Raw genomic sequence first — 25,706 nt, 5'->3', positions numbered from 1 at the left:
GCTGACCATTGCGGTCCGGGCGTGCGCCCAGCGGTCGTCGCTGTGACGGATGGGACGAAGGGGGCGTGAGTGACCCCCTTCGTCCCACCTGTCCAGCCGACACGCCGAGGTAATGACAAGCATGTGATTACCTCGGTACAGTGCGTCGCGTGAACCTCGCCGACCAGTCCGCCCAGCCGACCCCCTCGGTCCCGCTCACGGACCGCGACCGGGAGATCCTCGCCTTCGAGCGTCAGTGGTGGAAGTACGCCGGCTCCAAGGAGCAGGCGATCAAGGAGCTCTTCGACATGAGCTCCACCCGCTACTACCAGGTGCTCAACGGCCTGATCAACAACCCGGCCGCCCTGTCCGAGGACCCGATGCTCATCAAGCGGCTGCGCCGCCTGCGCGACCAGCGCCAGCGCACCCGCAGCGCCCGCCGCCTCGGCATCGAGGTCTGAGCCCTCCGGGAGCGGTCGTGCGCATCGTCAAGGCCGGTCCCGACGACGCATACGTCCTCGCGGCGCTCTCGCTGCAGCTCGCGATCGCGATCGACGGCGCCCGCGAGGTGGGCTACCTCGACCGTGCCGCTACGTCGCGCCCGACCACCGTCGCTGCGGCGTCGGCCGCTCCCTGCTCGCGGCCTGCCGGGCCTGGGCGCGCGACGCCGGCATCGGTGTGATCCGGCTGCGCTGCGAGCCCGGTGCCGAGGAGTTCTACGACGCAGCGGGCTTCGTGCCCGCCACCGATGTCCGCGAGAAGCGGTTGCGTGGCTGACCTGATCACGGGTTGATCACAGATCCGGTCGACACCGAACCGCTCCGTGCCCGAGCGCGTCTCCTCGAGGGAAGGGTCCCGTGGGGCGGCTCCGGTGCGCAGGGGGTACCGGAGCCGCCCCCGCCTTGGCATGGTGGACACATGGCTGAGATGGACTGGAGCACCCCCGCCGGGCTCGCGGCGATCAAGGAGCACCTGACGCGGCGGATCGACGGCTGGCGGCAGCCGGTCGCCTGGGCGGTCGGCATCACCTCGGCGAGCAGCGACCCGAGTTGGCAGCTGCCGCACGTCAACGTCCCCGGAGGCAGCCACGGGCTGGCCGCCGTCGTCCTCGCCTCCGTGCTGCGGCACGACGGGTCGACCGCGACGCTCGACGTCTCGCCCGAGCAGCTGGCCGCTGCCGCAGAGGGACTGTCCCCGGCGCAGGCGTGCACGCAGGTGGAGCACCCCAACCTTGCTGCGTGGCACGGGCTGCTCGCCGAGATCGAGGGCAACCCGGTTCGCGAGCTGGTCGCGATCTTCGTCGCCGACCTCGACGACCCGGCCTCCTCGGACGCCGATGGCGAGATGCGCGCCACCTTCGAGGACCTCCACCCGCGGACGTGACGCGTTTGCACTCGACCACCGAGAGTGCCAATAATGGCGTTAGCACTCTCCCCGTGAGAGTGATAATCCTTGACCGGTCAGGTGAGGGGTGCGGTCGCCCGGTGACGTGAGCCGGACGGTCGCTCTCCGTCCGTCGCGGGCGCCCCCGGTCATGACCCTTCGATTCGCGTGGAGGACCACCCGAATGGCAAAGCTCATTGCTTTTGACGAGGAGGCCCGTCGCGGCCTCGAGCGGGGAATGAACACCCTCGCCGACGCCGTCAAGGTCACCCTTGGCCCCAAGGGCCGCAATGTCGTCCTGGAGAAGAAGTGGGGCGCACCCACGATCACCAATGACGGCGTGTCCATCGCCAAGGAGATCGAGCTCGACGACCCGTACGAGAAGATCGGGGCCGAGCTCGTCAAGGAAGTTGCGAAGAAGACCGACGACGTCGCCGGTGACGGCACGACGACGGCCACCGTGCTCGCCCAGGCGCTCGTGCGCGAGGGCCTGCGCAATGTCGCCGCCGGCGCCAACCCGATGGCCCTCAAGCGCGGCATCGAGAAGGCCGTCAACGCGGTCTCCGACGAGCTGCTCTCGATGGCCGTGGAGATCGAGACCAAGGAGCAGATCGCTGCCACGGCCTCCATCTCTGCTGCTGACCCCGAGATCGGCGCCAAGATCGCCGAGGCGATGGACAAGGTCGGCAAGGAAGGTGTCATCACTGTCGAGGAGAGCAACACCTTCGGTCTCGAGCTCGAGCTCACCGAGGGCATGCGCTTCGACAAGGGCTACATCTCCGGCTACTTCGTGACCGACACCGAGCGCATGGAGACCGTGCTCGAGGACCCCTACGTCCTCATCGCGAACTCCAAGATCGGCTCGATCAAGGACCTGCTCCCCGTCCTCGAGAAGGTCATGCAGGCCGGCAAGCCGCTGCTGATCATCGCCGAGGACCTCGAGGGCGAGGCACTGTCGACGCTGGTCGTCAACAAGCTCAAGGGCACCTTCAAGTCCGTCGCCGTCAAGGCTCCGGGCTTCGGTGACCGCCGCAAGGCCATGCTCGCCGACATCGCCATCCTCACCGGTGGCCAGGTCATCTCCGAGGAGGTCGGCCTCTCGCTCGAGACCGCCGAGCTCGACCTGCTGGGTCGCGCCCGCAAGGTGGTCGTCACCAAGGACGAGACGACCATCGTCGAGGGTGCAGGCGACCAGGACCAGATCGCCGGTCGCGTCAACCAGATCAAGGCCGAGATCGAGAACAGCGACTCGGACTACGACCGCGAGAAGCTCCAGGAGCGCCTCGCCAAGCTCGCCGGCGGCGTCGCCGTCATCCGCGCGGGTGCGGCCACCGAGGTCGAGCTCAAGGAGCGCAAGCACCGCATCGAGGACGCTGTCCGCAATGCGAAGGCTGCTGTCGAGGAGGGCATCGTCGCCGGTGGTGGCGTCGCGCTGCTGCAGGCGACCAAGGTGGCCTTCGAGAAGCTCTCGCTCGAGGGTGACGAGGCCACCGGTGCGAACATCGTTCGCGTCGCGGCCTCCGCTCCGCTGAAGCAGATCGCGACCAACGCCGGCCTCAACGGCGGCGTCGTGACCGAGAAGGTCGAGAACCTCCCCGCAGGCGAGGGTCTCAACGCGGCCACCGGCGAGTACGTCGACATGATCGCCGAGGGCATCATCGACCCCGCCAAGGTGACCCGCAGCGCGCTGCAGAACGCCGCCTCCATCGCGGCGCTCTTCCTCACCACCGAGGCCGTCATCGCCGACAAGCCGGAAAAGGCCGGCGCGGCCATGCCCGGTGGCGACGAGATGGGTGGCATGGGCGGCATGGGCTTCTGAGCCCCACCGCTGCACGCAGCACCTGACGAAGGGCGGTTCCCCCGATGGGGGAGCCGCCCTTCGGCGTAGCCTCCGTGCATGACGTCACCGCAGGAGCTGGCGGATCGGCTGGGTGCCACGGGCTACCTCGCCGACGAGGATCTGGCCACCGTCACCTTCCTTTCCCGGGAGATGCAGCGCCCGCTGCTGCTCGAGGGCGCCCCGGGCACGGGCAAGACGGCGTTGGCCGAGGCGCTCGCCGAGCTGGAGGGGGTCCCGCTCATCCGCCTGCAGTGCTACGAGGGGATCGACGCCTCGCAGGCCCTCTACGACTGGGACTTCCCGCGGCAGATCCTGCACCTGCGCACCCTGGAGACGCTGACGACGAAGGGGGAGATCCTCCCCGACGAGGCCGAGCGCTCCCTCTTCGACGAGCGCTTCCTCCTCGAGCGTCCCGTGCTGCGCGCGTTGCGGCACAGCCCGGCCGTGCTGCTCATCGACGAGATCGACCGCGCCGACGACGAGTTCGAGGCCTTCCTGCTCGAGGTCCTCTCGTCGTGGACGGTGAGCATCCCCGAGCTCGGGACGATCAGCGCCCGGGTGCCCCCCACGGTCGTCCTCACCTCCAACCGGACCCGCGAGCTGCACGACGCCCTCAAGCGGCGCTGCCTCTACCACTGGATCGACCACCCGGGTCTGGAGCGTGAGGTGGCGATCGTCCGCAGCCGGATCCCCGACGTGACGCAGGCCCTGGTCGCTCAGGTGGTGGGCGCCGTGCAGCATCTGCGGGCCCTGGACCTCGTCAAGCCACCGGGCGTCGCGGAGACCCTCGACTGGGTGGCGGCGCTGCAACGTCTGGGTGCCCAGGAGCTCGACCTGCAGGTCGCGGCCCGCACCCTGGGCGCGGTCATCAAGTACCGCGAGGACGCCGACCGGGTGCGCGACGCCCTGGACCGGGTGCTCGCGAGATGACCGCGACCTCGTCCTGCGCGCCCCGCGCACCCCGCGAGGTCGACGAAGTTCTCGTGGGGCTGGCCCACGCGGCGCGGGCCGCAGGCGTGGGGGTGACGCACGACCGGTCGACGGCCTTCCTCGAGGCCGCGGCGATCGTGGGGGCGGCCGACCGCGAGGGCGTGCGCAGGGCCGGCCGGGCGACCCTGTGCGCCAGCCCGGAGGACCTGGTGCGCTTCGACCAGGTCTTCGCGGAGTGGTTCGGGCAGACCGCGGTCCGTGCACGGCCCCACGCCCGCGAGCAGGACCGCACGACGACGTCGCCCTTGCCCCTGGACGACGTCGATCCCGCCCCCGGCGAAGGGAGGAGCGAGTCCGTCCACGTCGCGGCCAGCGACCTGGAGATCCTGCGCCACCGGGACGTGGCCGCCCTCGAGGCCGCGGACAAGGCCCTGCTGGACACGCTCATCGCCGGGTTGCGGGCCAGGCTGCCCGTACGGCGCAGTACCCGACGCACCCCGTGGCGACGCGGCGAGATCGATGTGCGCTCGACCCTGCGCTCGATGCTGCGCCAGATGGGCGAGCCGAGCCGGATCGACCACCGGCGCCGCGGGCTGCGAGGTCGCCGGGTCGTGCTGCTCGTCGACGTCTCGGGATCGATGCGCCCCTACGCGGACGCGCTGCTGCGGCTGGCCCACGTGGTGGTGCACGCCCGCGGTCCCGCCGGTGGTGGGCCGACCACTGCGGTGGAGGTCTTCACCCTCGGCACCCGGCTGACCCGGGTCACCGAGGCCCTGCGCACCCGTGATCCCGAGCGGGCGCTGGTGCGAGCGGGCGAGCAGGTGCCGGACTGGTCGGGCGGGACCCGGCTCGGCGAGGTGCTGCGGGTCTTCCTCTCCGGTGTCGGCACCCGGCACCTGACGCGCGGGGCCGTCGTCGTCGTCATCAGCGACGGCTGGGAGCGCGGTGACGGCGGCGAGCTGGGCACGCAGCTCGGCCGGATCCACCGGCTGGCTCACCGCGTCATCTGGGCCAACCCGCACCGGGGCAAGGCGGGGTATCGTCCTGTCCAGACCGGCATAGTGGCTGCGCTGCCACATGTCGACGCCTTCGTCGCCGGTCACTCGTTGAGGGCGTTCGAGGAGCTCCTGGAGGAGATCGCCGATGCGTGAGGTGCTGCCGGAGCTGCTGCAGTGGTGGGAGCAGGGCCACTCCATCGGCGTCGGGACCGTCGTCGCGACCTTCCGATCCGCTCCTCGTCCCCCCGGTGCCTCGATGCTCGTCGGACCCGACGGCACCGCCGTCGGCTCGGTCTCCGGTGGGTGCGTCGAGGGTGCGGTCTACGAGCTGGCCCAGGAGGTGCTGGAGTCCGGCGACCCCGCCTTCCAGAGGTACGGCATCTCCGACGACGACGCGATGTCGGTCGGCCTGACCTGCGGCGGGATCCTCGACGTGTGGGTCGAGCAAATGAGTCGCGAGACCTTCCCAGAGCTCGGCGAGGTCGCGGCCGACATCGACGCCGGGCGGGCGGTGGCCGTCGCGACGATCATCGAGCATCCCGACGCTCAGTGGTTGGGGCGACGGATGATCATCCGACCCGACGAGGAGCCGCGCGGGTCCCTCGGGTCCTCCCGCGCCGACGCGGCGGTGCGCGACGACGCCCTCGGACAGCTTTCGGCCGGGCACAACGCCACGCTCGGTTATGGCCCTGACGGCGAGCGTCGTGGCGAGGGCATGCGGGTCTTCATCTGGGCCTTCGCGCCCCCGCCCCGGATGCTCGTCTTCGGTGCCATCGACTTCGCGGCGGCGGTGGCCAAGGTGGGCGCCTTCCTCGGGTACCGCGTCACCGTCTGCGACGCGCGCCCCGTCTTCGCGACCCACAGCCGCTTCCCCGCGGCGGACGAGGTCGTCGTCGACTGGCCGCACCGGTACCTGGCCGCCGAGCAGGACGCGGGCCGGATCGACGGGCGCACGGTGATCACGGTGCTGACCCACGACCCCAAGTTCGACGTGCCGCTCCTCGAGGTGGCCCTGCGCCTGCCCGAGGTCGGCTACATCGGAGCGATGGGCTCGCGGCGCACGCACGAGGACCGCGAGGAGCGGTTGCGCGAGGTCGGCGTGACCTCGACGGAGCTGGCGCGGCTGCGCAGCCCGATCGGCCTCGACCTGGGTGCGCGGACGCCGGAGGAGACCGCGATCAGCATCGCGGCCGAGTTCGTCGCCGACCGCTGGGGCGGCACGGGCGAGCGGCTGGCCGCCCGCGACGGCCGGATCCATCACACCCTCGAGGGCTGATGTCAAGGGGGTGACCCGGTCGAGGGGGCTCGCTAGCATGAGCCAGATCACACTGTCGTGATCGACCTCAGGAGAGCCCCATGGCCAGGATCGAGCTCGTCGTCGACGGCGCAAGAGTCGCCGATGACGTTGAACCCCGCATGCTTCTCGTGCACTACCTGCGAGAGAGCCTCGGCAAGACCGGCACGGTGATCGGTTGTGACACCTCCAACTGCGGAGCGTGCACCGTCCACCTCGACGGCCGGAGCGTGAAGTCCTGCAACATGCTGGCCGTCCAGGCCGACGGGTGCGAGGTGACCACCATCGAGGGGCTGGCCACCAATGGTCAGCTGCACCCGGTGCAGGAGGCCTTCCACGAGTGCCACGCCCTGCAGTGCGGCTACTGCACCCCGGGCATGATCATGCAGTCGGTCGACCTGCTGCGGGACAACCCCGACCCGAGCGAGGAGGAGATCCGCCTCGGTCTCGAGGGCAACCTCTGTCGCTGCACCGGCTACCACAACATCGTGCGAGCCGTGCAGACCGCGGCCGGGTCCTCCGGGGCGACAGCCGTTGCCGGCGCCTCCGACAGTGCGGGCGGCACCCGATGAGCGTCGAGGCCGCAGAGCAGACCACCGAGCAGCCCGTCCGCGAGATCGGTCGTGACCGTCGCCGCAAGGAGGACCAGCGCCTGATCACCGGTCGCACCCGCTGGACCGACAACATCGTCCTGCCGGGCATGCTGCACATGGCCATGGTGCGCAGCCCCTTCGCCCACGCGAGGATCACCGCCGTCGACACGAGCGAGGCCAAGGCCTCGACCAATGTCGTGGCCGTGTACTCGGGGGCGGACCTCGACGAGTCGGTCGGCGTCCTGATCAACGCCTGGCCGCTGAGCCCGGACCAGGTGACCCCCGTGCACCCGCCGATGCCGACCGACCGGGTGACCTTCGCCGGCGAGATCGTCGCCGTCATCGTCGCTCGCAGCGCGGCCGAGGCACGAGACGCGGCCGAGCTGGTCGACGTCGACTACGAGGAGCTGCCCGCCGCGCTGGACCTCAAGGAGGCGGCGCAGGACACGGTCCTGGCGCACCCGGACCTGGGCACCAACAAGTCGGCGTTGTGGGTCTTCGACTCCGCCGCAGCAGGGACCGGGACCGACGTCGAGGAGGCCATCGCGACGGCTCGTGAGGGCGGCATCCTCATCGAGCGCGAGTACCGGCAGCAGCGGCTGATCCCCGCCTTCATGGAGCCGCGCTCCGTCGTCGTCGACCCGACCGGCGAGCAGCTGACCATGTGGACGGCGACGCAGATCCCGCACATCGTGCGCTTCGCCCTCGCGGCGACGACCGGTGTGCCCGAGTCCAAGATCCGGGTCATCGCCCCCGACGTCGGCGGCGGCTTCGGCGGCAAGCTGCAGGTGACGCCGGAGGAGTGGCTCGCCTGGTGGGTCGCCCGGCAGCTGGGCAAGCCGGTCAAGTACACCGAGACCCGCTCCGAGTCGCTCATGGCCGCCCACCACGGGCGCGACCAGTGGCAGCGGCTCACGCTCGCGGCCGACAAGGAGGGGCACGTCACCGGGCTCAAGGTCGACCTGCTCGCCGACCTCGGCTCCTACGTGGCCCTCATCGGCGGAGGGGTGCCCGTCCTGGGCGCCTTCATGTTCAACGCCATCTACAAGTTCCCCGCCTACCACTTCTCGATGCAGTCGGTCCTGACCAACAAGGCCTGGACCGACGCCTACCGCGGCGCCGGGCGACCCGAGGCGACCTTCGGCATCGAGCGGATGATGGACGAGCTGGCCCACGAGCTCGGGGAGGACCCACTGGTCGTCCGCGAGCGCAACTGGATCACGCACGAGGAGTTCCCCTTCACCTCCATCGCCGGTCTCGAGTACGACTCCGGCAACTACGAGGCCGCGACCGCGATGGCCAAGGAGATGTTCGGCTACGACGAGCTGCGCGAGGAGCAGCGGCGTCGCCGCGAGAGCAATGACCCCGTGCAGCTCGGCATCGGGATCTCGACCTTCACCGAGATGTGCGGCCTGGCACCCAGCCGGGTGCTCGGCAGCCTGGACTACGGCGCCGGCGGGTGGGAGCACGCGAGCGTGCGGATGCTCGCCACCGGCACGGTCGAGGTCGTCGTCGGCGTGAGCGCCCACGGCCAGGGCCACGAGACGGCCTTCAGCCAGATCGTCGCCGATCGGCTCGGCGTCCCCTTCGAGAGCGTCGAGATCCTGCACGGCGACACGCAGATCTCGCACAAGGGCCTCGACACCTACGGCTCGCGGTCGTTGGTCGTCGGCGGAGAGGCCGTGATCAAGGCGGCCGACAAGGTCATCGACAAGGCGCGTCGCTACGCGGCACACATGCTCGAGGCCAACCCCGACGACCTGGAGTTCACCGACGGTCGCTTCGCGGTCGCAGGCACGGACCAGTCGGTGGGCATCTCCGAGATCGCGGGGGCGGCCTTCGCCTCGCACGACTACCCGGACGACATCGAGCCGGGCATCGACGCCGACGCCACCTACGACCCGGTCAACTTCAACTACCCGCACGGAACCCACCTGTGCGCGGTGGAGGTCGACACCGAGACGGGGCAGGTGACCCTGCGCAAGTACACCTGCGTCGACGACGTCGGCCAGGTGGTCAACCCGCTGATCGTCGACGGCCAGATCCACGGCGGGCTCGTCCAGGGCATCGCCCAGGCGCTGTGGGAGGAGGCGGTCTACGACGACTCCGGCACGCTCGTCAGCGGTAGCTTCGTCGACTACCTCGTGCCGACGGCGGCCGACACCATCAGCTTCGACACCGCCACGACCACGACCCTCGCGACGACAAACACGCTGGGGACCAAGGGCGTGGGTGAGGCGGGCACGATCGCCTCGACGCCATGCATCGTCAACGGCGTGGTCGACGCGCTGCGGTCCTTCGGTGTCGACGACGTCCAGATGCCCTGCACCCCGGAGCGGGTCTGGCTGGCGATCCGGTCCGGCTCCGAGGGCCAAGGCACGATGGCCGCGGCCGCCCCGCACTTCGACGAGGCGACCGGCATGCAGGGACAGACGGATCGCACGGCGGGTGCGGACGGGCCCACCGGCGGGTCAGCCGGTACTGACGACGCAGAAGGAGCAGGGCGATGATCCCGGCGAAGTTCGACTATGCGGCACCGACCACGGTCGAAGAGGCCCTCGGGCTCCTCGCCGAGCACGGTGACGAGGCCAAGGTCCTCGCAGGCGGGCAGTCCCTGCTGCCGGTGCTGCGGATGCGGCTCAACGCTCCGGAGATGGTCATCGACATCGGCCGGATCGCGTCGCTGCGCGGCATCAGCGATGACGGAGCGAGCATCACCATCGGCGCGATGACCCCGTACCACGAGATCCTTGCCGACGATCGTGTGCGCACTCGGTGCACGCTCCTGCACCAGGCGATCAGCGAGGTCGCCGACCCGCAGATCCGCCACCGCGGGACCTTGGGCGGTGCCCTCGTGCACGCCGATCCCGCAGGTGACTGCGGGGCTCCGGTCCTGGCCATGGACGCCGAGCTGGTCATCACGGGTTCCTCGGGGGAGCGGGTCGTCGCTGCGGCCGACTTCTTCGAGGGGCTCTTCGACACGGCCGTCGGTGAGGACGAGCTGTTGACCGCCATCCGGGTCCCCACCTACGACGGGTGGGGATCGCACTACGAGAAGTTCGTCCGGGTGGCCCACCAGTGGCCCATCGTCGCGGTGGCCGCCCAGGTCAAGGTCGAGGGCGGGTCGATCGCTCAGGCGCGCATCGGTCTGACCAACATGGGGTCGACATCGCTGCGGGCCGGCGCTGTGGAGGCCGCGCTCGTCGGGGCGGCACCCACGGCAGAGGGCGTGCGCGCCGCGTGCGACCTGGCCGGCGAGGGGACCGACCCCCCGTCCGACCTCAACGGGGACGCCGACTACCGCAGGCACCTGGCCACGGTGCTGACGAGACGAGCCGTCGTCGCGGCCGCCGGACGAGAGGGCTGACGTGCAGCTGACCCACACCTTCAGCGTGCCGGCCGGGATCGAGCAGACCTGGGCGGCGCTCGGTGACATCGAGTCGGTGGCCGGGTGCTTCCCCGGCGCCCAGGTCACCAGCGCCGACGAGAGCTCCTTCGAGGGGACGGTCAAGGTCAAGCTCGGCCCGATCGCGCTCGTGTACAAGGGCAGCGGTGAGTTCGTCGACAAGGACGGCTCGGCCCACCGCATGGCGATCAAGGCCCTGGGCAAGGACAAGCGGGGCAACGGCACCGCCGGCGCCGATGTCGTGGCCACCATGACCGAGCTCGGACCCTCGAGCACCCAGGTCGAGGTGGTCACCGACCTCAATGTCACCGGCAAGCCGGCGCAGTTCGGTCGCGGCGTCATGCAGGACGTCTCCGACAAGCTCCTCGGTCAGTTCGTCGACTGCCTCGCGGGTCGGCTCGGGGCGTCGGACGAGCCGGCGGCGGCCTCGCAGACATCCGCGCCGGAGCCGGCGACCACGTCGGTGCCCGCACCGACTGCTGCGCCGACACCGACACCGACACCGGCACCGGCTCGGTCGGCGTCGAGCAGCGCGGGATCCGCCGACGCGATCGACCTCGGGGCCACCGCGCTCCCGGTGCTGCTCAAGGCCTACGGTCCCCAGCTCGCCGCCGCGCTGGGCGGGCTGGCGCTCCTGGTGTGCCTCCTGCGACGCCGACGCGACTGACCTCGAGCGGCCTCGTCGCTGGTCGGGTCCCGGGCGTCCGCGGGACCCGACCAGACGACTCCCAGACACGAGGGTGAGGATGGGGAGATGACTGCTTCATCCCCGCTCGTCCTCGGCCCTCTGCTGCGCTTCGTGGGCGAGCACGATGCCTCGATCTGGGTGGAGACCGCGGGGCCCGCGAGGGTCACGGTCGCATCCGACGGGCGCGAGTGGCACGCAGCGAGCTTCGTCGTCGAGGACCACCACTACGCCCTCGTCCTGCTCGACGGGCTGACCCCCGGACGCACCTACGACTACTCCGTGGACATCGACGGTGAGCCGGTGTGGCCACTCGAGGGGTCCCCCTTCCCCCGCTCGAGCATCGCGACGCTGAACCACGACCGTCCTCCGCTGCTGGCCTTCGGCTCCTGCCGCACGAGTGTCCCGCACGACGCCGAGCACCATGAGAGCCATGGCGTCGACGCGCTGCGGACCGTCGCCCTGGCCCTGGCCGACGGACAGTTCCGCCGCCCCGATGTCCTCGCCATGCTCGGCGACCAGGTGTACGCCGACGAGACCAGCCCGCAGATGCGCGAGTTCATCGCCTCCCGCCGCAGCCTCGACGAGCCGCCGGGTGAGGAGATCAAGGACTACGCGGAGTACGCCCACCTCTACGAGCTGGCGTGGAGCGACCCGGCGATCCGCTGGGTGCTCTCGGTCGTCCCGAGCGCGATGATCTTCGACGACCACGACATCCGCGATGACTGGAACACCTCGTGGAGCTGGCACCAGGAGATCAACCAGACCCCGTGGTGGCACGAGCGCCTCATCGCCGGGCTGACGAGCTACTGGGTTCACCAGCACATCGGCAACCTCGCACCCGAGGAGCTCGCCCAGGACGAGATCTGGCAGCTCCTCGACGGCGGCGCCCCCGGCGAGATCGATCTCACCCAGCCGCTGCGGAGCCTGTCCGGGCGGGTCGACCGCCATCCCGAGACCTACCGGTGGAGCTACACCCGCGCCCTCGGAGGATCGCGACTGATCATGCTGGACTCGCGTGCCGCGCGGGTGCTCGAGCCCGGCCGGCGCTCCATGCTCGACGATGACGAGCTCGCCTGGCTCGCCGAGCAGATGACCGGCGACCTCGACCACCTCTTCATCGGGACCTCCGTCCCCTTCCTCCTCCCGCCGGGCCTCCACGACGCCGAGGCGATCAGTGAGTCCCTCGCCAGCCCGCACCGGTCCGGGCTGGTGCGTCGCGGTACCGAGACGCTGCGCCAGACCGTCGACCTCGAGCACTGGGGCGCCTTCCAGTCCGGCTTCGTCGAGGTCTTCGAGCTGGTGATGTCCGTCGCCCGCGGAGAGCGTGGCCACCCGCCGGCCACCGTCACCTTCCTCTCCGGCGATGTGCACCACTCCTACGTCGCGGAGGTGAGCGACCCGGCGTCGCACGGTGCGCGCAGCCGGATCGTGCAGGCCGTGTGCAGCCCGATCCGCAACCCGATGCCGAGGGGGATCCGCGTGCTCATGTCGCAGATGGCCAGGGGACTGGTCCGGCCGATGCGTCGCCTCGCCGTGAGGACGAAGGGGGTCCCGCACCTGCGGTACCCGTGGCAGCTGACCCAGGGACCATGGTTCGACAACAACCTCGCGGTCGCCGAGGTGCACGACGGGCACCTCACCCTGAGGTGGGTCACCGGTGACGTGGTGGACGGTGACGACGCCCACCCGCGGCTGCGGGTCGTCTCCACCGTCGAGATCTGAGGGGAGCCCCCCTTCGCCCTGCTCCGGCGCGCCGCCGTCGGCTCCGGGGGGATACCCCAGTGACCGGAGCGGACTCCCGCACCTAGATTTGTCGCGGACACTTCGTTCGACGACGGGAGCAGGGGACATGAGTACGCAGGTTGCCGCCAGCACGCACGAGCTGCGCAAGGTCTACGGCAAGGGTGAGGCCAGCGTCGCTGCACTCGACGGCATCGATCTCGACATCGGTGCAGGGCAGTTCACGGCGATCATGGGCCCGTCCGGCTCGGGCAAGTCGACCCTGATGCACTGCCTCGCAGGTCTGGACAGCGTGACCGGGGGGCGCGCCTTCATCGGGGACACCGACATCACCACGCTGAAGGAGAAGGACCTCACGCGGCTGCGCCGCGACCGGATCGGCTTCGTCTTCCAGGCCTTCAACCTCATCCCCACGCTCACTGCGGAGGAAAACATCCTCCTGCCGCTGGCCATCGCCGGCCGCACGCCGGACCCGGCATGGTTCGACCTCGTCATCGACACCGTCGGGCTGCGCGACCGCCTGCGACACCGGCCCAATGAGCTGTCCGGTGGGCAGCAGCAGCGCGTCGCCTGCGCGCGGGCGCTGGTGTCCAAGCCGTCGATCATCTTCGCCGACGAGCCGACCGGCAACCTCGACTCGACCTCGGGTGCCGAGGTGCTGGGCTTCCTGCGACGCAGCGTCGACGAGTTCGACCAGACCATCGTCATGGTCACCCACGACCCCGTGGCCGCGAGCCACACCGACCGGGTGCTCTTCCTCGCCGACGGCCGCATCGTCGACGAGCTGTGGGAGCCCGAGCGCGAGAGCGTGCTCGAGCGGATGGTCGCCCTGAGCAACGAGGCGCACTGATGCTCAAGGCCACCCTCAAGAGTCTGCTGGCGCGCAAGGCGCGCCTGCTCATGAGCGCCATGGCGATCGTCCTCGGGACGGCCTTCGTCGCTGGTTCGCTCATCTTCACCGACACCCTCGGCCGCACCTTCGACGGGATCATGGACGGCACCGTCGGCGACGTCGTCGTCCAGGCCGAGCAGACCGACGACTACGGCGGCTCCGGCGGCGCGCGCATCTCGGCGGCCGAGGTCGACGAGCTGGCCGCGCTGCCGGGCGCTGCCCGGGCCGACGGGAACGTCGATGCCTTCGGGGTCTTCGTCGTCGGCACCAACGGCAAGGTCGTCGGCGGCCAGGGTGCGCCCGCGATGGCCTTCAACTACACCGACGCCCCCAACCAGCTGGGCGAGTCACCGCTCGCCATCGTCGAGGGTCGGGCGCCGGAGCGCACCGGTGAGGTCGTCGTCGACACCAAGACTGCTGAGCGGGCCGGCTACACGGTCGGGGACGAGGTCCCCCTTGTCACGACGGGCAAGGTCCCGCGCATCACGGCCAAGCTCGTCGGCACCATGACCTTCGGCGAAGGGGGGATGGCCGGCGCCTCGATCGCCGTCTTCGACACCGCGACGATGCAGAAGTACTTCATGGACGGCAAGGACGAGTACTCGTCCGTGTGGGTCACCGCCAAGGACGGCGTGAGCCAGGGCGAGCTGCGCAGCCAGGCCGAGGCCCTCGTGCCCAAGGGCTTCGAGGCCTGGACCGGCAAGAGCCTCGCCGACGCCAACCAGAACGACGTGCAGCAGGCGCTGGGCTTCATCACCACCTTCCTGCTGGTCTTCGCCGGCATCGCCCTCTTCGTCGGCTCCTTCCTCATCATCAACACCTTCAGCATCCTCGTGGCCCAGCGCGGCCGGGAGCTGGCGCTGCTGCGGGCGATCGGCGCGTCCAGGCGCCAGGTCGTGCGCTCGGTGCTCGTCGAGGCCTTCGTCGTCGGTGTCGTGGGGGCGACGCTCGGTCTGCTGCTCGGGGTGCTGCTGGCCCTGGGGATCCAGGCGCTCTTCGCCACCTTCGGTCTCGACCTGTCGGGCAGCGGGCTGGTCTTCACGCCGCGGACCGTCATCGCCGCGTACGCGGTCGGCATCGTCGTCACCATGGTCGCGGCATGGGTGCCCGCTCGCCGGGCCGGCTCGGTGCCACCGGTGGCCGCGATGCGCGACTCGATCGACACCGGCATCGGGCACCACCCGGTCCGGCGCGGCCTCGAGGTCGCCGTCCTGGCGCTGGGTGCCGTGGCCTTCCTCGTCGGTCTCTTCGTGGCCGACACCCGCCAGCTGTGGTGGATCGGGGCGGGCATCGTCGGGCTCGTCCTCGGCACGGCCTTCCTCGCTCCCTTCGTCGGTCGTCCGCTGATCGCCGGGCTCGGCTGGGTCTACCGCACGGCCTTCGGCAGCGTCGGTCGGATGGCGGAGCAGAACTCCGTGCGCAACCCGGGCCGCACCGCGGCGACGGCCTCGGCACTGATGATCGGCATGACGCTCGTGGCCCTCATGGGCGTCATCGCGTCGAGCGCGACCGCCAGCATCGACAAGCAGATCGAGGAGACCTTCCGCGCCGACTACATCCTCAGCAATGCCGTCGGGCAGCCCTTCTCGTCCACGGTGGCCCAGCAGGTCGCGGCAGTCGACGGGGTGCGCGAGGTCTCGCCGGTGCGGTTCGTCAGCGCCGAGGTCGACGGGGGCCGGCTCTTCGCCACGGCCATCGACCCGAGCACCTTTGCCGACGTCGAGCAGATCGAGCCGACCTCCGGTACCGCGGACATCGGCGCCGACTCGGTGATGCTCTCGACCAAGCACGAGGGCGGCCGTCACGTGGGCAGCACTGTCAAGGTCTCGATGGGTGCCTCGACCAAGCAGCTGAAGGTCGTCGGCTTCTACGACGAGATCCAGGCGATCGGGTCGCCAGACATCCTGCTGTCCGTCGACACCGTCGAGGAGATGGGTGGTGCGGCCGCCGACAACTGGGCCTTCATCTTCCTCGACCAGGGCGTCGACAAGGCCGGCGTGCGGGCCGGGATCGAGAAGATCACCGACCAGCAACCACTCGTCACCCTCAAGGACCAGAAGGGCTACGCCGCCGAGCAGCGGGCCAGCATCAACCAGATCCTCTACCTCATCTACGCACTGCTCGGCCTCGCGATCGTCATCGCCGTGCTCGGCATCGTCAACACCCTCGGGCTGTCGGTCATGGAGCGCACCCGAGAGGTCGGGCTGCTGCGGGCGGTGGGACTCTCACGCGCCCAGCTGCGCAGGATGATCACCCTCGAGTCGGTGACGATCGCCCTCCTCGGTGCAGTGCTCGGCATCGTCCTCGGGGTCGTGGCAGGCGTCGCGATCCAGCGCTCGCTGGTCGACGACGGGATCACCGAGCTGGCGATCCCCTGGGTGCAGATGGTCGTCTTCGTGGTCCTCGCCGGGATCATCGGGGTGCTGGCGGCGCTGCTCCCTGCCCGACGCGCGGCACGCATGGACGTCCTGCAGGCGATCTCGACGGAGTGAACCCGAAGGTCTTGACGAGGGGCGAGGACCGGCAGCCGGTCCTCGCCCCTCGTCATGTCGGTGTCAGCGGCCGGAGCGCATCGAGCTCTTGACCGAGGTCTCCGAGGTGTCATAGGTCTGGCTCGCGTCGCTGAGCGCCCGACCGATCTCGTCCAGGCTCTCCTTGACGGTGCGCTGGGTGACGCGCCAGTCGTTGATGAGGTCCTGGAAGCTGGTCGAGGCATCGCCCTGCCAGTCGTTCTGCAGCGAGATCAGGCGGCTCATCATGCTCGCCACGGTGGTCTCGACGTCCTCGGAGATCCGGGAGACATCCGATGCGCTGCTGGCGACCTGCGCGGTGTCGACGGTGAAAGTGGCCATGGTGGGTTCCCCTTCGTGCTCGTGGTCCGGACGCCTGTGGCCCGGCTCCCCTCAGACGCTAGGAGGAAGCGGACCGGCGGGCGCCGGGTTTTCCACAGGACCGGCCCCGGGGTGGGGCTGGGAGGTGCGGCGGGTGCGCTCCAGGGCCTGGGCGAAGCCGGCGCCCATGCCGAGCAGCAGCAGACCCGCGACGATGAAGCTGAGCACCCTGGCCAGGCCGCCCAGGAAGGACAGGTCGAAGAGCAGCAGCTTGCCCACGCTCACCGCAGCCAGCGCAAGACCGGCAGGGATGGCGAAGGTGGAGCCGCGCAGGCCCCGCAGCAGGAGGAGGGCCGCGATGGCCATCCAGACGACGGTCGCGCCGGCCTGCCCCGCCGTGAACCCTCCGCGCGGGTCGTCGACGAGCTGGCCGACGAGCGTGATGAGCAGGACGACGCTGCCACCCACCCACAGCGCCGACAGGGCGAGGAGAGCCCGGGGCAGGACGGGTGCCAGCGCGGGCAGGACGCTCGTGACGGCGCGGGCGAGGACCAGGTAGAGGACGGCGACCCCGGTCGCGGCGAGGAGGTGTCGCACGGCGACCTCGTCGGAGAGGCTGCGCAGGACGATGTGCGGCAGCAGCGACATCGCCCCGATCGTGGCGAGCGCGCCGAGGGCGAGCGCCACGACGAGAGTGACGCGGTGTCGCAGGACCAGCGCGGTCACGGCCCACACGAGGCAGAGCGCGACACCGATGACAGGGGTCCAGTCCTGCCCGTCGCTGACCCGCAGCGCGGCGCACAGCGAGGTCAGACCGGCGCTGGCGAGGGCGAACTCGGGCAGCCGGTGCTGTGCCGGGGTGCCCACCGGGTGGTCGGCCAGACCGGCGACGAAGACGAGCAGGCAGGTCGCGACGACGAAGAGCCCGGCACCGCTCCAGCGGTCGTCGACGGCGAGGGCCGCGGCGCCGAGCGGCAGGACACCGACCGGGACCAGGGCACCGAGCTGCTGGGGCAGGCGGGGGATCCGAGCGCCCGCCAGGCTGGTGCCGAGGACCAGGACCGCGAAGAGGACGCCGAGCAGGCCGGCGATGCCGCTCCGCTCGTGGACGGCCGCCAGGGCGGTGAGGAAGAGGGCCGTCGGCAGGATGCGCGCCAGCTCCAGCACCCACCAGTCCCGCCCGATCTGCGCCGGCCACGAGGCGGCGGCGAGGACGAGGAGGAAGGCGCCGGTGAGCAGTCCGTGCTCGAGGCCGACGAAGGGGGCCATGAGCGCGACCCCGAGGACGGCGACGACGGCGAGCAGCTGGCTGTCCCAGGAGCGGGCGAGCAGGACGCCGCCGAGGGCGATGAGGCCGGCGATGATCATGCCGACGGCCAACGGCACCCATTCGTAGATGCGGGTCACGGCCAGGACGTCGAGGTAGGCGGTCGCGATGCCGGTGGCGGCCAGACCCAGGGCGCCGATGGTGCCCGAGGGGCGGCGCCGCACGACGACGGCGGCACCGATGAGGGCGATGGCCAGGAGCCCGCCGCTCAGGACCCGGGCGAGAGGGCCGAAGAAGCCCATCTGGATGGCCAGCGCGAGCAGGAAGGCGACCCCGATGAGGGTGATCGCTGTCCCGACGACGGCCAGCACCTTGGCGACGAGTCCGTCACGCTGCCACCAGGGCTCGGCAGGAGGGAGCGCTGCCGTCGGTGGCACGAAGGGAGGAGTGGTGACCGGCGCGGGAGGCGGCATGACATGCCCCGGAGCGATCGGGGGAGGAGACGGCTGTGCCGGCGAAGGGCGGGGGGCGCTCGCCACGGGCTCCGCGACCGGGGTCCAGTGCTCGGGGTCGGCCTCCACGGCCTCGGCGGCTGCGGCGGCTGCGGCGGTCGAGGCGACGTCGGTGGCCTCCGCGCTCAGCCGTGCCCGCACGCGAGCCAGGTCGTTGCCCACGCTGTACATGCGCGACATCGCCTCGGCGAAGTCGTCCTCGATCGCGCGCATCGACTCGAGGATCGGTTCTGACATGCTCATGCCCCCAGTGTGCTGTGATCAGCACGCTGGGGGCATGAGTTCGGCTACTCAGCGCCGCCTTCAGACGCCACACCCGAAGGCGGGGGTAGCACCCCTGTGGGAGCCGGAGAAGGACGGTGCCAGCGTCGGGGAGGAGACGATCGAGCGACCGTTGACTCCTTCTCCTGTGCTCCTGAGACCGATCCTGCACCACCAGACTTGGACGCTGCTGGCATCGACCTGTGAGTCTCCTGAGCCTCTCGCGGCCCGGTCATCCCTGGTCAGTCGGCTTGGCGCCGAGCGTGGCCTTGATCGTCTGCTCCTCACCGCCGCGGATGATGCTCAGCGAGACGGTCGAGCCGATGCGCTTGGCGTGGATGAGCCCCACGAGGGACTCGGCGGAGCGGACATCGGTGCCGTCGACCCCCACGATGAGGTCACCCTCGAGCAGGCCGGCCTTGTCGGCGGCGCTGCCGCTCGAGACCTTGCGGACCTGCGCGCCCGAGCGGGTGGCCGCGCCCAGCGTGGCCGAGCCGTCGCTGGGGGTCACCCCGAGGAGGGCATGCTGTGCGCGGCCGTCCCTGATGAGCTGGTCGGCGATCCACTGGGCCTCGTCGATGGGGATGGCGAAGCCGATCCCGATGCTGCCGGACTGCCCGCCGGCGCCGCCGAGCGTCGCGATCGAGGAGTTGATCCCCACGAGGCGGCCTGCGGCGTCGACGAGCGCGCCGCCGGAGTTGCCCGGGTTGATCGCGGCCGAGGTCTGGATGGCGGAGGTGACGACCGGGGTGGCCTGCTGCTGGGCGAAGGGGTCCTGGCTCTGCCCCTCGCTGCGGCTCGTCGTGACGGGGCGGTTCAGCGCGCTGACGATGCCGGTCGTGACCGTGCCCGCGAGACCGAGCGGGTTGCCGACCGCCATCACCGGGTCGCCCACGTCGAGCCCGCCGGACGTGCCCATCGTGATGGGGCGCAGGTCCTTCGGCGGGTCGGTGATCGTGACGACGGCCAGGTCGGTCGACGCGTCATCGCCTGCGACCGTCGCGGCGTAGGTGGCGCCACCGGCGAGCGTGACGGTGATCTTGGCGTTGTCGCCCGCCCCGCTCACGACGTGGTGGTTGGTGAGGACGTGCCCCTTGTCGTCAATGATGACGCCGGAGCCCTCGCCCCCGGAACTGCCGCTCTTGACGGTGATCGCCACGACGCTCGGGGCGACGGCATCGGTGACGGCGTTCCAGTCCGGGTTGGCCTTGGCGGCGGTGCTCACCGGGACGACGCTGGCGGCGTCCCCGCCGCCGCTCTGCGCGGCGGTCGCTGCCGGTGAGGTGGCGCCCGGCCCTTGATCGGTCAGGGAGAGGACTCCCCACGTGCCGCCGGTGGCGAGAGCCGCGGACAGGATGCCGACCGCGGTCAGCTCGCCGATGCGGCGTCCGCGGCGCCGTCGCAGGCGCGGCGCGGGCGGTGCAGTGAGGGCCGACGTGTAGGTGGTCGTCGGTGTCGGCCCGGCATCCGGGCGGGGAGAGTGCGACGGGATCGGTGCAGTCGGGTCGTGGTCCATCAGGGGCTCCTTGTCGAGGCTGTCCCTCCACAGTGCCTCGGCAACTTCGGCCCCGGCTTGGTGTTGCCTGTGGGCTTGCTGTGCGCGGGCCGCCCGGGTCTCTCAGACCCGGTCGGGGCGGACCGGGTCTGAGCCGGGCAGCTCCACGCGGAAGGTCGCCCCGCCGCCCGGGGTCTCGAGCACCCGGACCGTGCCGTGGTGCTGGCCGACGATGGCCGCGACGATCGCCAGACCCAGCCCGCTCCCGCCACGAGCGCGTGAGCGTGCCTTGTCCACGCGGTAGAAGCGCTCGAAGACCCGTGCGGCGGCCTCGGGGGAGATGCCTGCCCCGTGGTCGCGGACCTCGAGGACGGCGACGTCGCCGACCTGCCCGATCCGCACCTCGACGAGGACGTCGTCGGCAGTGTGCATGAGGGCATTGCCGATGAGGTTGCTGAGGACCTGTCGCAGACGGCTCTCGTCGCCCCGCAGCACCACGGGGACGAGCTCCGCGTCGAGCCCGACGAGCTGGACGTGCCGGTGCGGCGCGCGGGCACGAGCGTCGTGCACGGTCTCGGCGGCGATCACCACCAGGTCGATCTCGGCGAGCTCGAGCGGCCGCTGATCATCGAGGCGCGCCAGCATCAGCAGGTCGTCGACGAGGCCGGTCATGCGTGAGGCCTCACCCTCGATCCGGTCCATCGCCTGCGCGGTCTGGTCGGTTCCCTGCACGGCTCCCTGCCGGTAGAGCTCGGCGTAGCCACGCACCGTCGCCAGCGGGGTGCGCAGCTCGTGGCTGGCGTCGGCCACGAACTGGCGCATCTTGGTCTCGGACGCCTCCTGGAGGGCGAAGCTGCGCTCGACCTGGCCGAGCATGCCGTTGAGCGAGTCGCTGAGGCTGGCCACCTCGTCCCGGCTGTAGCGGACCGGGACGCGACGGCTGAGGTCTCCTGCCGCGATACCGGCGGCGGTGTCCTCGATGCGGCGAAGGGGGCGGAAGGCGCGGCGGGTCGCGAACCAGCCGAGAACTCCACAGGTGAGCAGGGCCGCCAGCCCCACCACGATGGTGACGATGGCGAAGCGTCTGACGATCCGGTTGACCCCCGTCATGGGCATGCCCACGGCGAAGGTGGAGTTGTCCGGGGCCGTGTAGTGGCCGGCGATGAAGCGCCAGCGCGTGTGACCGTCGACGGAGGGCACGGTGAAGGGCTGGCCGTCGAGCACCCGTGGGTCATCGAGCCGGAGGACCGGGACGTCGGGACGGCTGGTCTCACCCGTGGGGAAGCGGTACTGCCAGGCGGAGCCGTCGGAGGGCTGGCGCACGAAGAAGTAGTTGGTCGGGTCCGTGGGTGTCGTGTGGTTGTAGATGTCGCCGCTGTCCCCACCGACCGTCACGGCCGCGTCGTCCTCGGCGATCGGGATGGCCACGGCTCGCAGCTGGTCGTCGACATTGGCCTTGAGGTCACGCTGGACGAGCCAGGCCGTCGTCAGGGAGGTCGCCATGAGGGCGGCGAGCAGGAGGGTGAGCAGGATGACGACGAGCCGCCAGGTGAGCGGCATCGCCTCGAGCTTGCGGACGACGGGCGCAGTGATCCGCTCCAGGCTCATCTGCGGCTCATTCCGGGGGCAGGCGCAGCACGTACCCGAAGCCACGCTTGGTGTGGATCAGCGTGGGGAGGTCCTCGGTGTCGATCTTGCGCCGCAGGTAGGAGATGTAGGACTCGACGATCCCCATCTCCCCGCGGAAGTCGTAGTCCCACACGTGGTCGAGGATCTGCGCCTTGGACAGCACCCGGTTGGGGTTGAGCATGAGGTAGCGCAGGAGCTTGAACTCCGTGGGGGAGACGTCGATCGAGCGTCCGGCCCGACGGACCTCGTGCCCCTCGTCGTCGAGCTCGAGATCGGCGAAGCGCAGGACCGACTCCGCAGAGGGGACGTCCTGCGTGCGACGCAGGATGACGCGGATGCGGGCGATGACCTCCTCGAGGGAGAAGGGCTTGGTCACGTAGTCGTCGCCGCCGACGGTCAGACCCTTGATCTTGTCGTCGAGCGAGTCCCGGGCGGTGAGGAAGAGGATCGGCTGGTGCCGCTCGGCCGCGCGCAGCTTGGAGGCGACCTCGAAGCCGTCGATGTCGGGAAGCATGACGTCCAGCACGATGAGATCGGGTTCGAGGCGGTGGACGATGTCGAGCGCCGTGGCGCCGTCGCCGGCCACCTCGACCTGGAACCCGGCGAAGCGAAGGGAGGTCGCCAGGAGTTCGCGGATGTTGGGCTCGTCCTCGACGACGAGCAGGTGCGGGCTCGTCTCGGCAGGGGTCGCATGGGTACTCACCTCATCGAGTGTGCGCCCGTTGTCTGGATGTCTGCTGAACGTGGGCGGCAGACCCCGGGCCGTTTCGTTGGGTTACGGACTGACAACGAAGGGAGGTCTGTCGCGGTCTAGCGCCCCCTTCGGCCCTCGTATTTGGTCGGGTGAGGTGAATCGGAGGACTGGGACCGACCCGGGGAAGACCCTCCGTGGGGAGGAAGCTCGTGCGACACACGCGAACTCTGGCCGGGACCGCCGCACTGACGATGGCCCTCACCCTGGCGGCATGCGGGGACTCTGGATCGGACAGCGCGTCCGGGGACAAGCTGACCCAGCTCAAGGACAAGGGCGTGGTCACCGTCGGTTTCGCCGGCGAGGACCCGTACTCCTTCGAGAAGGATGGCGAGCTGACCGGCGCGACGATCGCGCTGCACAAGAAGATCTTCAAGGACATGGGGATCGACGAGGTCAAGGGCGTCAAGACCGAGTGGGGATCCCTCATCCCCGGTCTGAAGGCCGGCCGCTTCGATGTCATCTCCGCGGGGATGTCGATCCTGCCCGAGCGCTGCAAGGAGGCCTCCTTCGGTGACCCGGAGATCCTCTACACGACCGCCTTGATGGTTCCCGAGGGCAACCCCAAGAACCTGAAGAACCTCGAGGACGTCAAGAAGTCCGGCGCCAAGTTCTCGACCATGAGTGGTGCCATCGAGTCGGGCTACGCGAAGTCGCTCGGCATCAAGGCCACCGAGGTCAAGAGCCCGCAGGACGGCATGGACGCCGTCGTCCGAGGTCGCAGCGATGTCTTCGCGCTCACGGGGATCTCGTTGCGGACGATGGCCGAGAAGAACCCCGACGTCAAGGTCGACGTGACCGACTCCTTCGTCGCCGTCGTCGACGGCAAGCAGCAGGTCGGTGCCGGCGCGACGGTCTTCAAGAAGGGTGACGACACCCTGCGCGACGCCTACAACAAGGAACTGGCCAAGATCACCGGTGACAAGAAGGCCTACACGGACGTCATCGGCGAGTTCGGCTTCACCGACGCCGAGCGTCCCAAGGGCGACCTGACCACCGAGCAGCTCTGCAAGGGTGAGCTCCCGGACGCCAAGTGACCGAGAACCTCGAGGCGCTCCGTGATGCCCTGCCGAGGCTGGGCGAGGGCGTGTCCATCACGCTCCAGCTCACCCTCGGCGGGGCACTCGTGGCCTTCCTCGTCTCGGTGGTCTTCGGGCTGCTGAGCATCAGCCCGGCAGCGCCCCTGCGCTGGCTGTCGACCATCGTCGTCGAGTTCTTCCGCGGCACCTCGCTCGTCGTCCAGCTCTTCTGGCTGTACTACGTCATGCCCCTGTTCGGGGTGAGCATGGACGCCGTGCTCACCGGCGTCATCGCCCTCGGCCTCAACTACGGCGCCTACGGTGCCGAGGTGGTCCGCGGCTCGATCAACGCGGTCGACAAGGGCCAGTGGGAGGGTGCGACCGCACTCAACATGTCCCGGGTCACCCGGATGCGACGGATCATCTGGCCGCAGGCCTGGGTCCTCATGCTCTCGGGGTACAACAACCTGCTCGTCATGCTCATCAAGGGCACGGCGGTCGCCCTCTTCATCGGGTTGCAGGACCTCGGCTACCAGATCGACGAGCTGCGGATCGACACCACGACGATCTTCGCGTACAGCATCGGTCTGCTCCTCTACTACCTCATCGCCCTGGTCTTCTCCTTCGGCCTGCGGGTCCTGGAGAAGCGGGCCAGACGACGTCTGGGGCTGCCCGCCGGCAGCGCCCACGCGAGTGCGGGGGCGGCACTGTGATGCCTGCGATCACCTTCGACCAGTTCTGGAGCTGGCAGGCAGCCGCGGACCTGCTGCCCGAGCTGCTCACCGCCTTCGTCAAGGTCACCCTCCTCGTCACGGTCGTGGGCACGATCGTCGCAGTCGTGCTCGGACTCTCGCTGGCCCTGATCACCCAGGTGACCCCCTCCGTCATCGCCCGGCCGGTCCGGTGGGTCATGGACGTCATCAGGATGACTCCGCTCATCGTCCAGCTGGTCTTCGCGAGCTTCCTCGTCCCGGTCGACTGGAACCTGCTGTGGGTCGGCACCGTCGTCATCGGGGTGCACTACTCGACCTACATGGCCGAGTCCTTCATCGCCGGCATCGGGTCGGTCGACCGCGGTCAGTGGGAGGCCTCGCGGGCTCTCAGCCTGCCGCAGGCTCGGACCTGGCGGGCGATCGTGCTGCCCCAGGCCATGCGGGCGACCCTCCCGTCGCTGGGCAACTGGACGATCTCGATGTTCAAGGACACCCCGTACCTCTTTGCGATCTCGGTCCTGGAGATGGTCACCGTCGCCCAGCAGGCCGGCAACAACACCTTCCGCTACAACGAGGCCTTCACGATCGCCGGCCTGATCTTCCTCGTGGCCAGTCTCGTCACCGCCCTCGCCGTTCGCAGATTGGAAAAAGCCCTTGTCTACTGACCCGACCGGGGGGACACCCCCTTCGTCCGCAGTGCCGCCCGTCATCCGCTTCGAGGGGGTCCAGAAGAAGTTCGGCGACCACACGGTCCTGTCGGGCCTCAACTTCGACGTCGCGCCGGGCGAGCGGGTCACGCTCATCGGGCCGAGCGGGTCCGGCAAGACGACGATCCTGCGCCTGGTGATGACCCTCGAGGAGCTCACCGACGGCTACATCTGGATCGACGGCAAGCCGCTCACCCACGATCGTCGCGACGGCAAGCGGATCCGCCTGAGGGAGAAGCAGGTCGCCGCGACGCGCAAGCAGATCGGCATGGTCTTCCAGCACTTCAACCTCTTCCCCAACATGTCGGTCATCGACAACGTGACCGAGGCCCAGGTGCACGTGCTGGGTCGGGGCAAGGAGGAGGCGCGCGATCGCGGTCTTGCACTGCTCGACCAGGTGGGGCTGAAGGACCGGGCCGAGGAGCACCCGAGCCGGCTGTCAGGTGGTCAGAAGCAGCGCGTCGCGATCGCCCGGGCGCTCGCGATGGACCCCAAGATCCTGCTGCTCGACGAGGTCACGTCGGCGCTCGACCCCGAGCTCGTCGGTGACGTGCTCGCGGTGCTGCGCGATGTCGCGGACACCACGGACATCTCGATGCTCATCGTCACCCACGAGATGCAGTTCGCCCGCGACGTCTCGCACAAGGTGATGATGTTCGACGGTGGTCAGATCGTCGAGCAGGGTGCGCCCACCGACATCCTCGCCAACCCGACCCACGAGCGCACCCGCAAGTTCCTCGACTCGATCCTCTGACCCCGCCGAACGTGCATTGCCATA

24 protein-coding genes are annotated in these 25,706 nt (G+C 70.1%); 19 read left to right on the top strand and 5 right to left on the bottom strand.

Annotation, left to right across the window (positions count from 1 at the left end):
- The first annotated feature begins 149 nt into the window (after window positions 1–149).
- From ASG73_RS15450 to ASG73_RS15385, 15 genes are all read left to right on the top strand, one after another.
- On the top strand, window positions 150–440 hold the full coding sequence (locus ASG73_RS15450; protein WP_055997217.1) for a DUF3263 domain-containing protein: 291 nt from the start codon (window positions 150–152) through the stop codon (window positions 438–440).
- Window positions 441–457: 17 nt separating this feature from the next.
- Window positions 458–661 (top strand): hypothetical protein, encoded by a 204-nt coding sequence (locus ASG73_RS18450; RefSeq protein WP_055997214.1) that lies wholly within the window; start codon window positions 458–460, stop codon window positions 659–661.
- Window positions 613–756: a hypothetical protein gene (locus tag ASG73_RS18445; protein WP_235499489.1), complete on the top strand. Its 144-nt coding sequence runs from the start codon at window positions 613–615 to the stop codon at window positions 754–756. Before ASG73_RS18450 ends, ASG73_RS18445 begins: the two co-directional genes overlap by 49 nt.
- 141 nt (window positions 757–897) lie before the next feature.
- Window positions 898–1,362: a hypothetical protein gene (locus ASG73_RS15440; RefSeq protein WP_055997210.1), complete on the top strand. Its 465-nt coding sequence runs from the start codon at window positions 898–900 to the stop codon at window positions 1,360–1,362.
- Between the two features lie 184 nt (window positions 1,363–1,546).
- On the top strand, window positions 1,547–3,181 hold the full coding sequence (groL, locus tag ASG73_RS15435) for a chaperonin GroEL (protein ID WP_055997207.1): 1,635 nt from the start codon (window positions 1,547–1,549) through the stop codon (window positions 3,179–3,181).
- Window positions 3,182–3,259: 78 nt separating this feature from the next.
- A complete protein-coding gene (locus ASG73_RS15430) occupies window positions 3,260–4,132 on the top strand; it encodes an AAA family ATPase (RefSeq protein ID WP_055997204.1) in 873 nt (290 codons plus the stop codon).
- The gene (locus tag ASG73_RS15425) at window positions 4,129–5,283 is read left to right on the top strand and encodes a vWA domain-containing protein (RefSeq protein WP_055997202.1); all 1,155 of its coding nucleotides are present in this window, start codon (window positions 4,129–4,131) and stop codon (window positions 5,281–5,283) included. Before ASG73_RS15430 ends, ASG73_RS15425 begins: the two co-directional genes overlap by 4 nt.
- Entirely contained in the window at window positions 5,276–6,406 is a 1,131-nt protein-coding gene (locus ASG73_RS15420) for an XdhC family protein (RefSeq protein ID WP_055997199.1), read from the top strand. The genes ASG73_RS15425 and ASG73_RS15420 overlap by 8 nt, the downstream gene beginning before the upstream one ends.
- A gap of 80 nt (window positions 6,407–6,486) precedes the next feature.
- Window positions 6,487–6,996: a (2Fe-2S)-binding protein gene (locus tag ASG73_RS15415; protein ID WP_055997196.1), complete on the top strand. Its 510-nt coding sequence runs from the start codon at window positions 6,487–6,489 to the stop codon at window positions 6,994–6,996.
- Entirely contained in the window at window positions 6,993–9,527 is a 2,535-nt protein-coding gene (locus ASG73_RS15410; RefSeq protein WP_055997193.1) for a xanthine dehydrogenase family protein molybdopterin-binding subunit, read from the top strand. Before ASG73_RS15415 ends, ASG73_RS15410 begins: the two co-directional genes overlap by 4 nt.
- Window positions 9,524–10,384, top strand: coding sequence for an FAD binding domain-containing protein (locus ASG73_RS15405; RefSeq protein ID WP_055997190.1), 861 nt, complete (start codon window positions 9,524–9,526; stop codon window positions 10,382–10,384). Before ASG73_RS15410 ends, ASG73_RS15405 begins: the two co-directional genes overlap by 4 nt.
- A 1-nt stretch (window position 10,385) precedes the next feature.
- Window positions 10,386–11,090: an SRPBCC family protein gene (locus ASG73_RS15400; protein WP_055997187.1), complete on the top strand. Its 705-nt coding sequence runs from the start codon at window positions 10,386–10,388 to the stop codon at window positions 11,088–11,090.
- Between the two features lie 87 nt (window positions 11,091–11,177).
- A complete protein-coding gene (locus ASG73_RS15395) occupies window positions 11,178–12,833 on the top strand; it encodes an alkaline phosphatase D family protein (protein WP_055997185.1) in 1,656 nt (551 codons plus the stop codon).
- 127 nt (window positions 12,834–12,960) lie between these two features.
- Window positions 12,961–13,701 (top strand): ABC transporter ATP-binding protein, encoded by a 741-nt coding sequence (locus ASG73_RS15390; RefSeq protein WP_055997182.1) that lies wholly within the window; start codon window positions 12,961–12,963, stop codon window positions 13,699–13,701.
- Window positions 13,701–16,235 carry an ABC transporter permease gene (locus tag ASG73_RS15385; RefSeq protein WP_055997179.1) on the top strand — a complete coding sequence of 845 codons (2,535 nt, stop codon included), beginning with the start codon at window positions 13,701–13,703 and terminating at the stop codon, window positions 16,233–16,235. Before ASG73_RS15390 ends, ASG73_RS15385 begins: the two co-directional genes overlap by 1 nt.
- A gap of 63 nt (window positions 16,236–16,298) precedes the next feature.
- Here ASG73_RS15385 and ASG73_RS15380 read toward each other — a convergent pair whose 3' ends face one another.
- From ASG73_RS15380 to ASG73_RS15360, 5 genes are all read right to left on the bottom strand, one after another.
- Window positions 16,299–16,595, bottom strand: a complete 297-nt coding sequence (locus ASG73_RS15380; RefSeq protein WP_055997176.1) for a WXG100 family type VII secretion target — start codon at window positions 16,593–16,595, stop codon at window positions 16,299–16,301.
- 51 nt (window positions 16,596–16,646) lie between these two features.
- Window positions 16,647–18,596 carry a DUF2339 domain-containing protein gene (locus tag ASG73_RS15375; RefSeq protein ID WP_156466324.1) on the bottom strand — a complete coding sequence of 650 codons (1,950 nt, stop codon included), beginning with the start codon at window positions 18,594–18,596 and terminating at the stop codon, window positions 16,647–16,649.
- Between the two features lie 250 nt (window positions 18,597–18,846).
- On the bottom strand, window positions 18,847–20,130 hold the full coding sequence (locus ASG73_RS15370; protein ID WP_235499480.1) for a S1C family serine protease: 1,284 nt from the start codon (window positions 20,128–20,130) through the stop codon (window positions 18,847–18,849).
- A gap of 102 nt (window positions 20,131–20,232) precedes the next feature.
- A complete protein-coding gene (locus ASG73_RS15365) occupies window positions 20,233–21,717 on the bottom strand; it encodes a sensor histidine kinase (protein WP_055997171.1) in 1,485 nt (494 codons plus the stop codon).
- Between the two features lie 7 nt (window positions 21,718–21,724).
- Window positions 21,725–22,441, bottom strand: coding sequence for a response regulator transcription factor (locus ASG73_RS15360; protein ID WP_055997168.1), 717 nt, complete (start codon window positions 22,439–22,441; stop codon window positions 21,725–21,727).
- 200 nt (window positions 22,442–22,641) lie between these two features.
- Here ASG73_RS15360 and ehuB point away from each other — a divergent pair, with 200 nt between their 5' ends.
- From ehuB to ehuA, 4 genes are read left to right on the top strand one after another with little or no spacing between them, the layout of a single operon-like run.
- The gene (gene ehuB, locus ASG73_RS15355) at window positions 22,642–23,526 is read left to right on the top strand and encodes an ectoine/hydroxyectoine ABC transporter substrate-binding protein EhuB (protein WP_200946877.1); all 885 of its coding nucleotides are present in this window, start codon (window positions 22,642–22,644) and stop codon (window positions 23,524–23,526) included.
- Entirely contained in the window at window positions 23,523–24,221 is a 699-nt protein-coding gene (gene ehuC / locus ASG73_RS15350) for an ectoine/hydroxyectoine ABC transporter permease subunit EhuC (RefSeq protein ID WP_055997162.1), read from the top strand. Before ehuB ends, ehuC begins: the two co-directional genes overlap by 4 nt.
- Window positions 24,221–24,886, top strand: coding sequence for an amino acid ABC transporter permease (locus ASG73_RS15345; protein ID WP_200946874.1), 666 nt, complete (start codon window positions 24,221–24,223; stop codon window positions 24,884–24,886). Before ehuC ends, ASG73_RS15345 begins: the two co-directional genes overlap by 1 nt.
- Complete coding sequence (gene ehuA, locus ASG73_RS15340; protein WP_235499479.1) at window positions 24,876–25,682, top strand: ectoine/hydroxyectoine ABC transporter ATP-binding protein EhuA; 807 nt, start codon at window positions 24,876–24,878, stop codon at window positions 25,680–25,682. Before ASG73_RS15345 ends, ehuA begins: the two co-directional genes overlap by 11 nt.
- Window positions 25,683–25,706 lie beyond the last annotated feature (24 nt).

Source organism: Janibacter sp. Soil728 (genome assembly GCF_001428305.1).
Lineage (GTDB): Bacteria > Actinomycetota > Actinomycetes > Actinomycetales > Dermatophilaceae > Janibacter.
The sequence above is the reverse complement of the archived record's forward strand: the minus strand, read 5'-3'. Positions and strand labels throughout refer to the sequence as shown.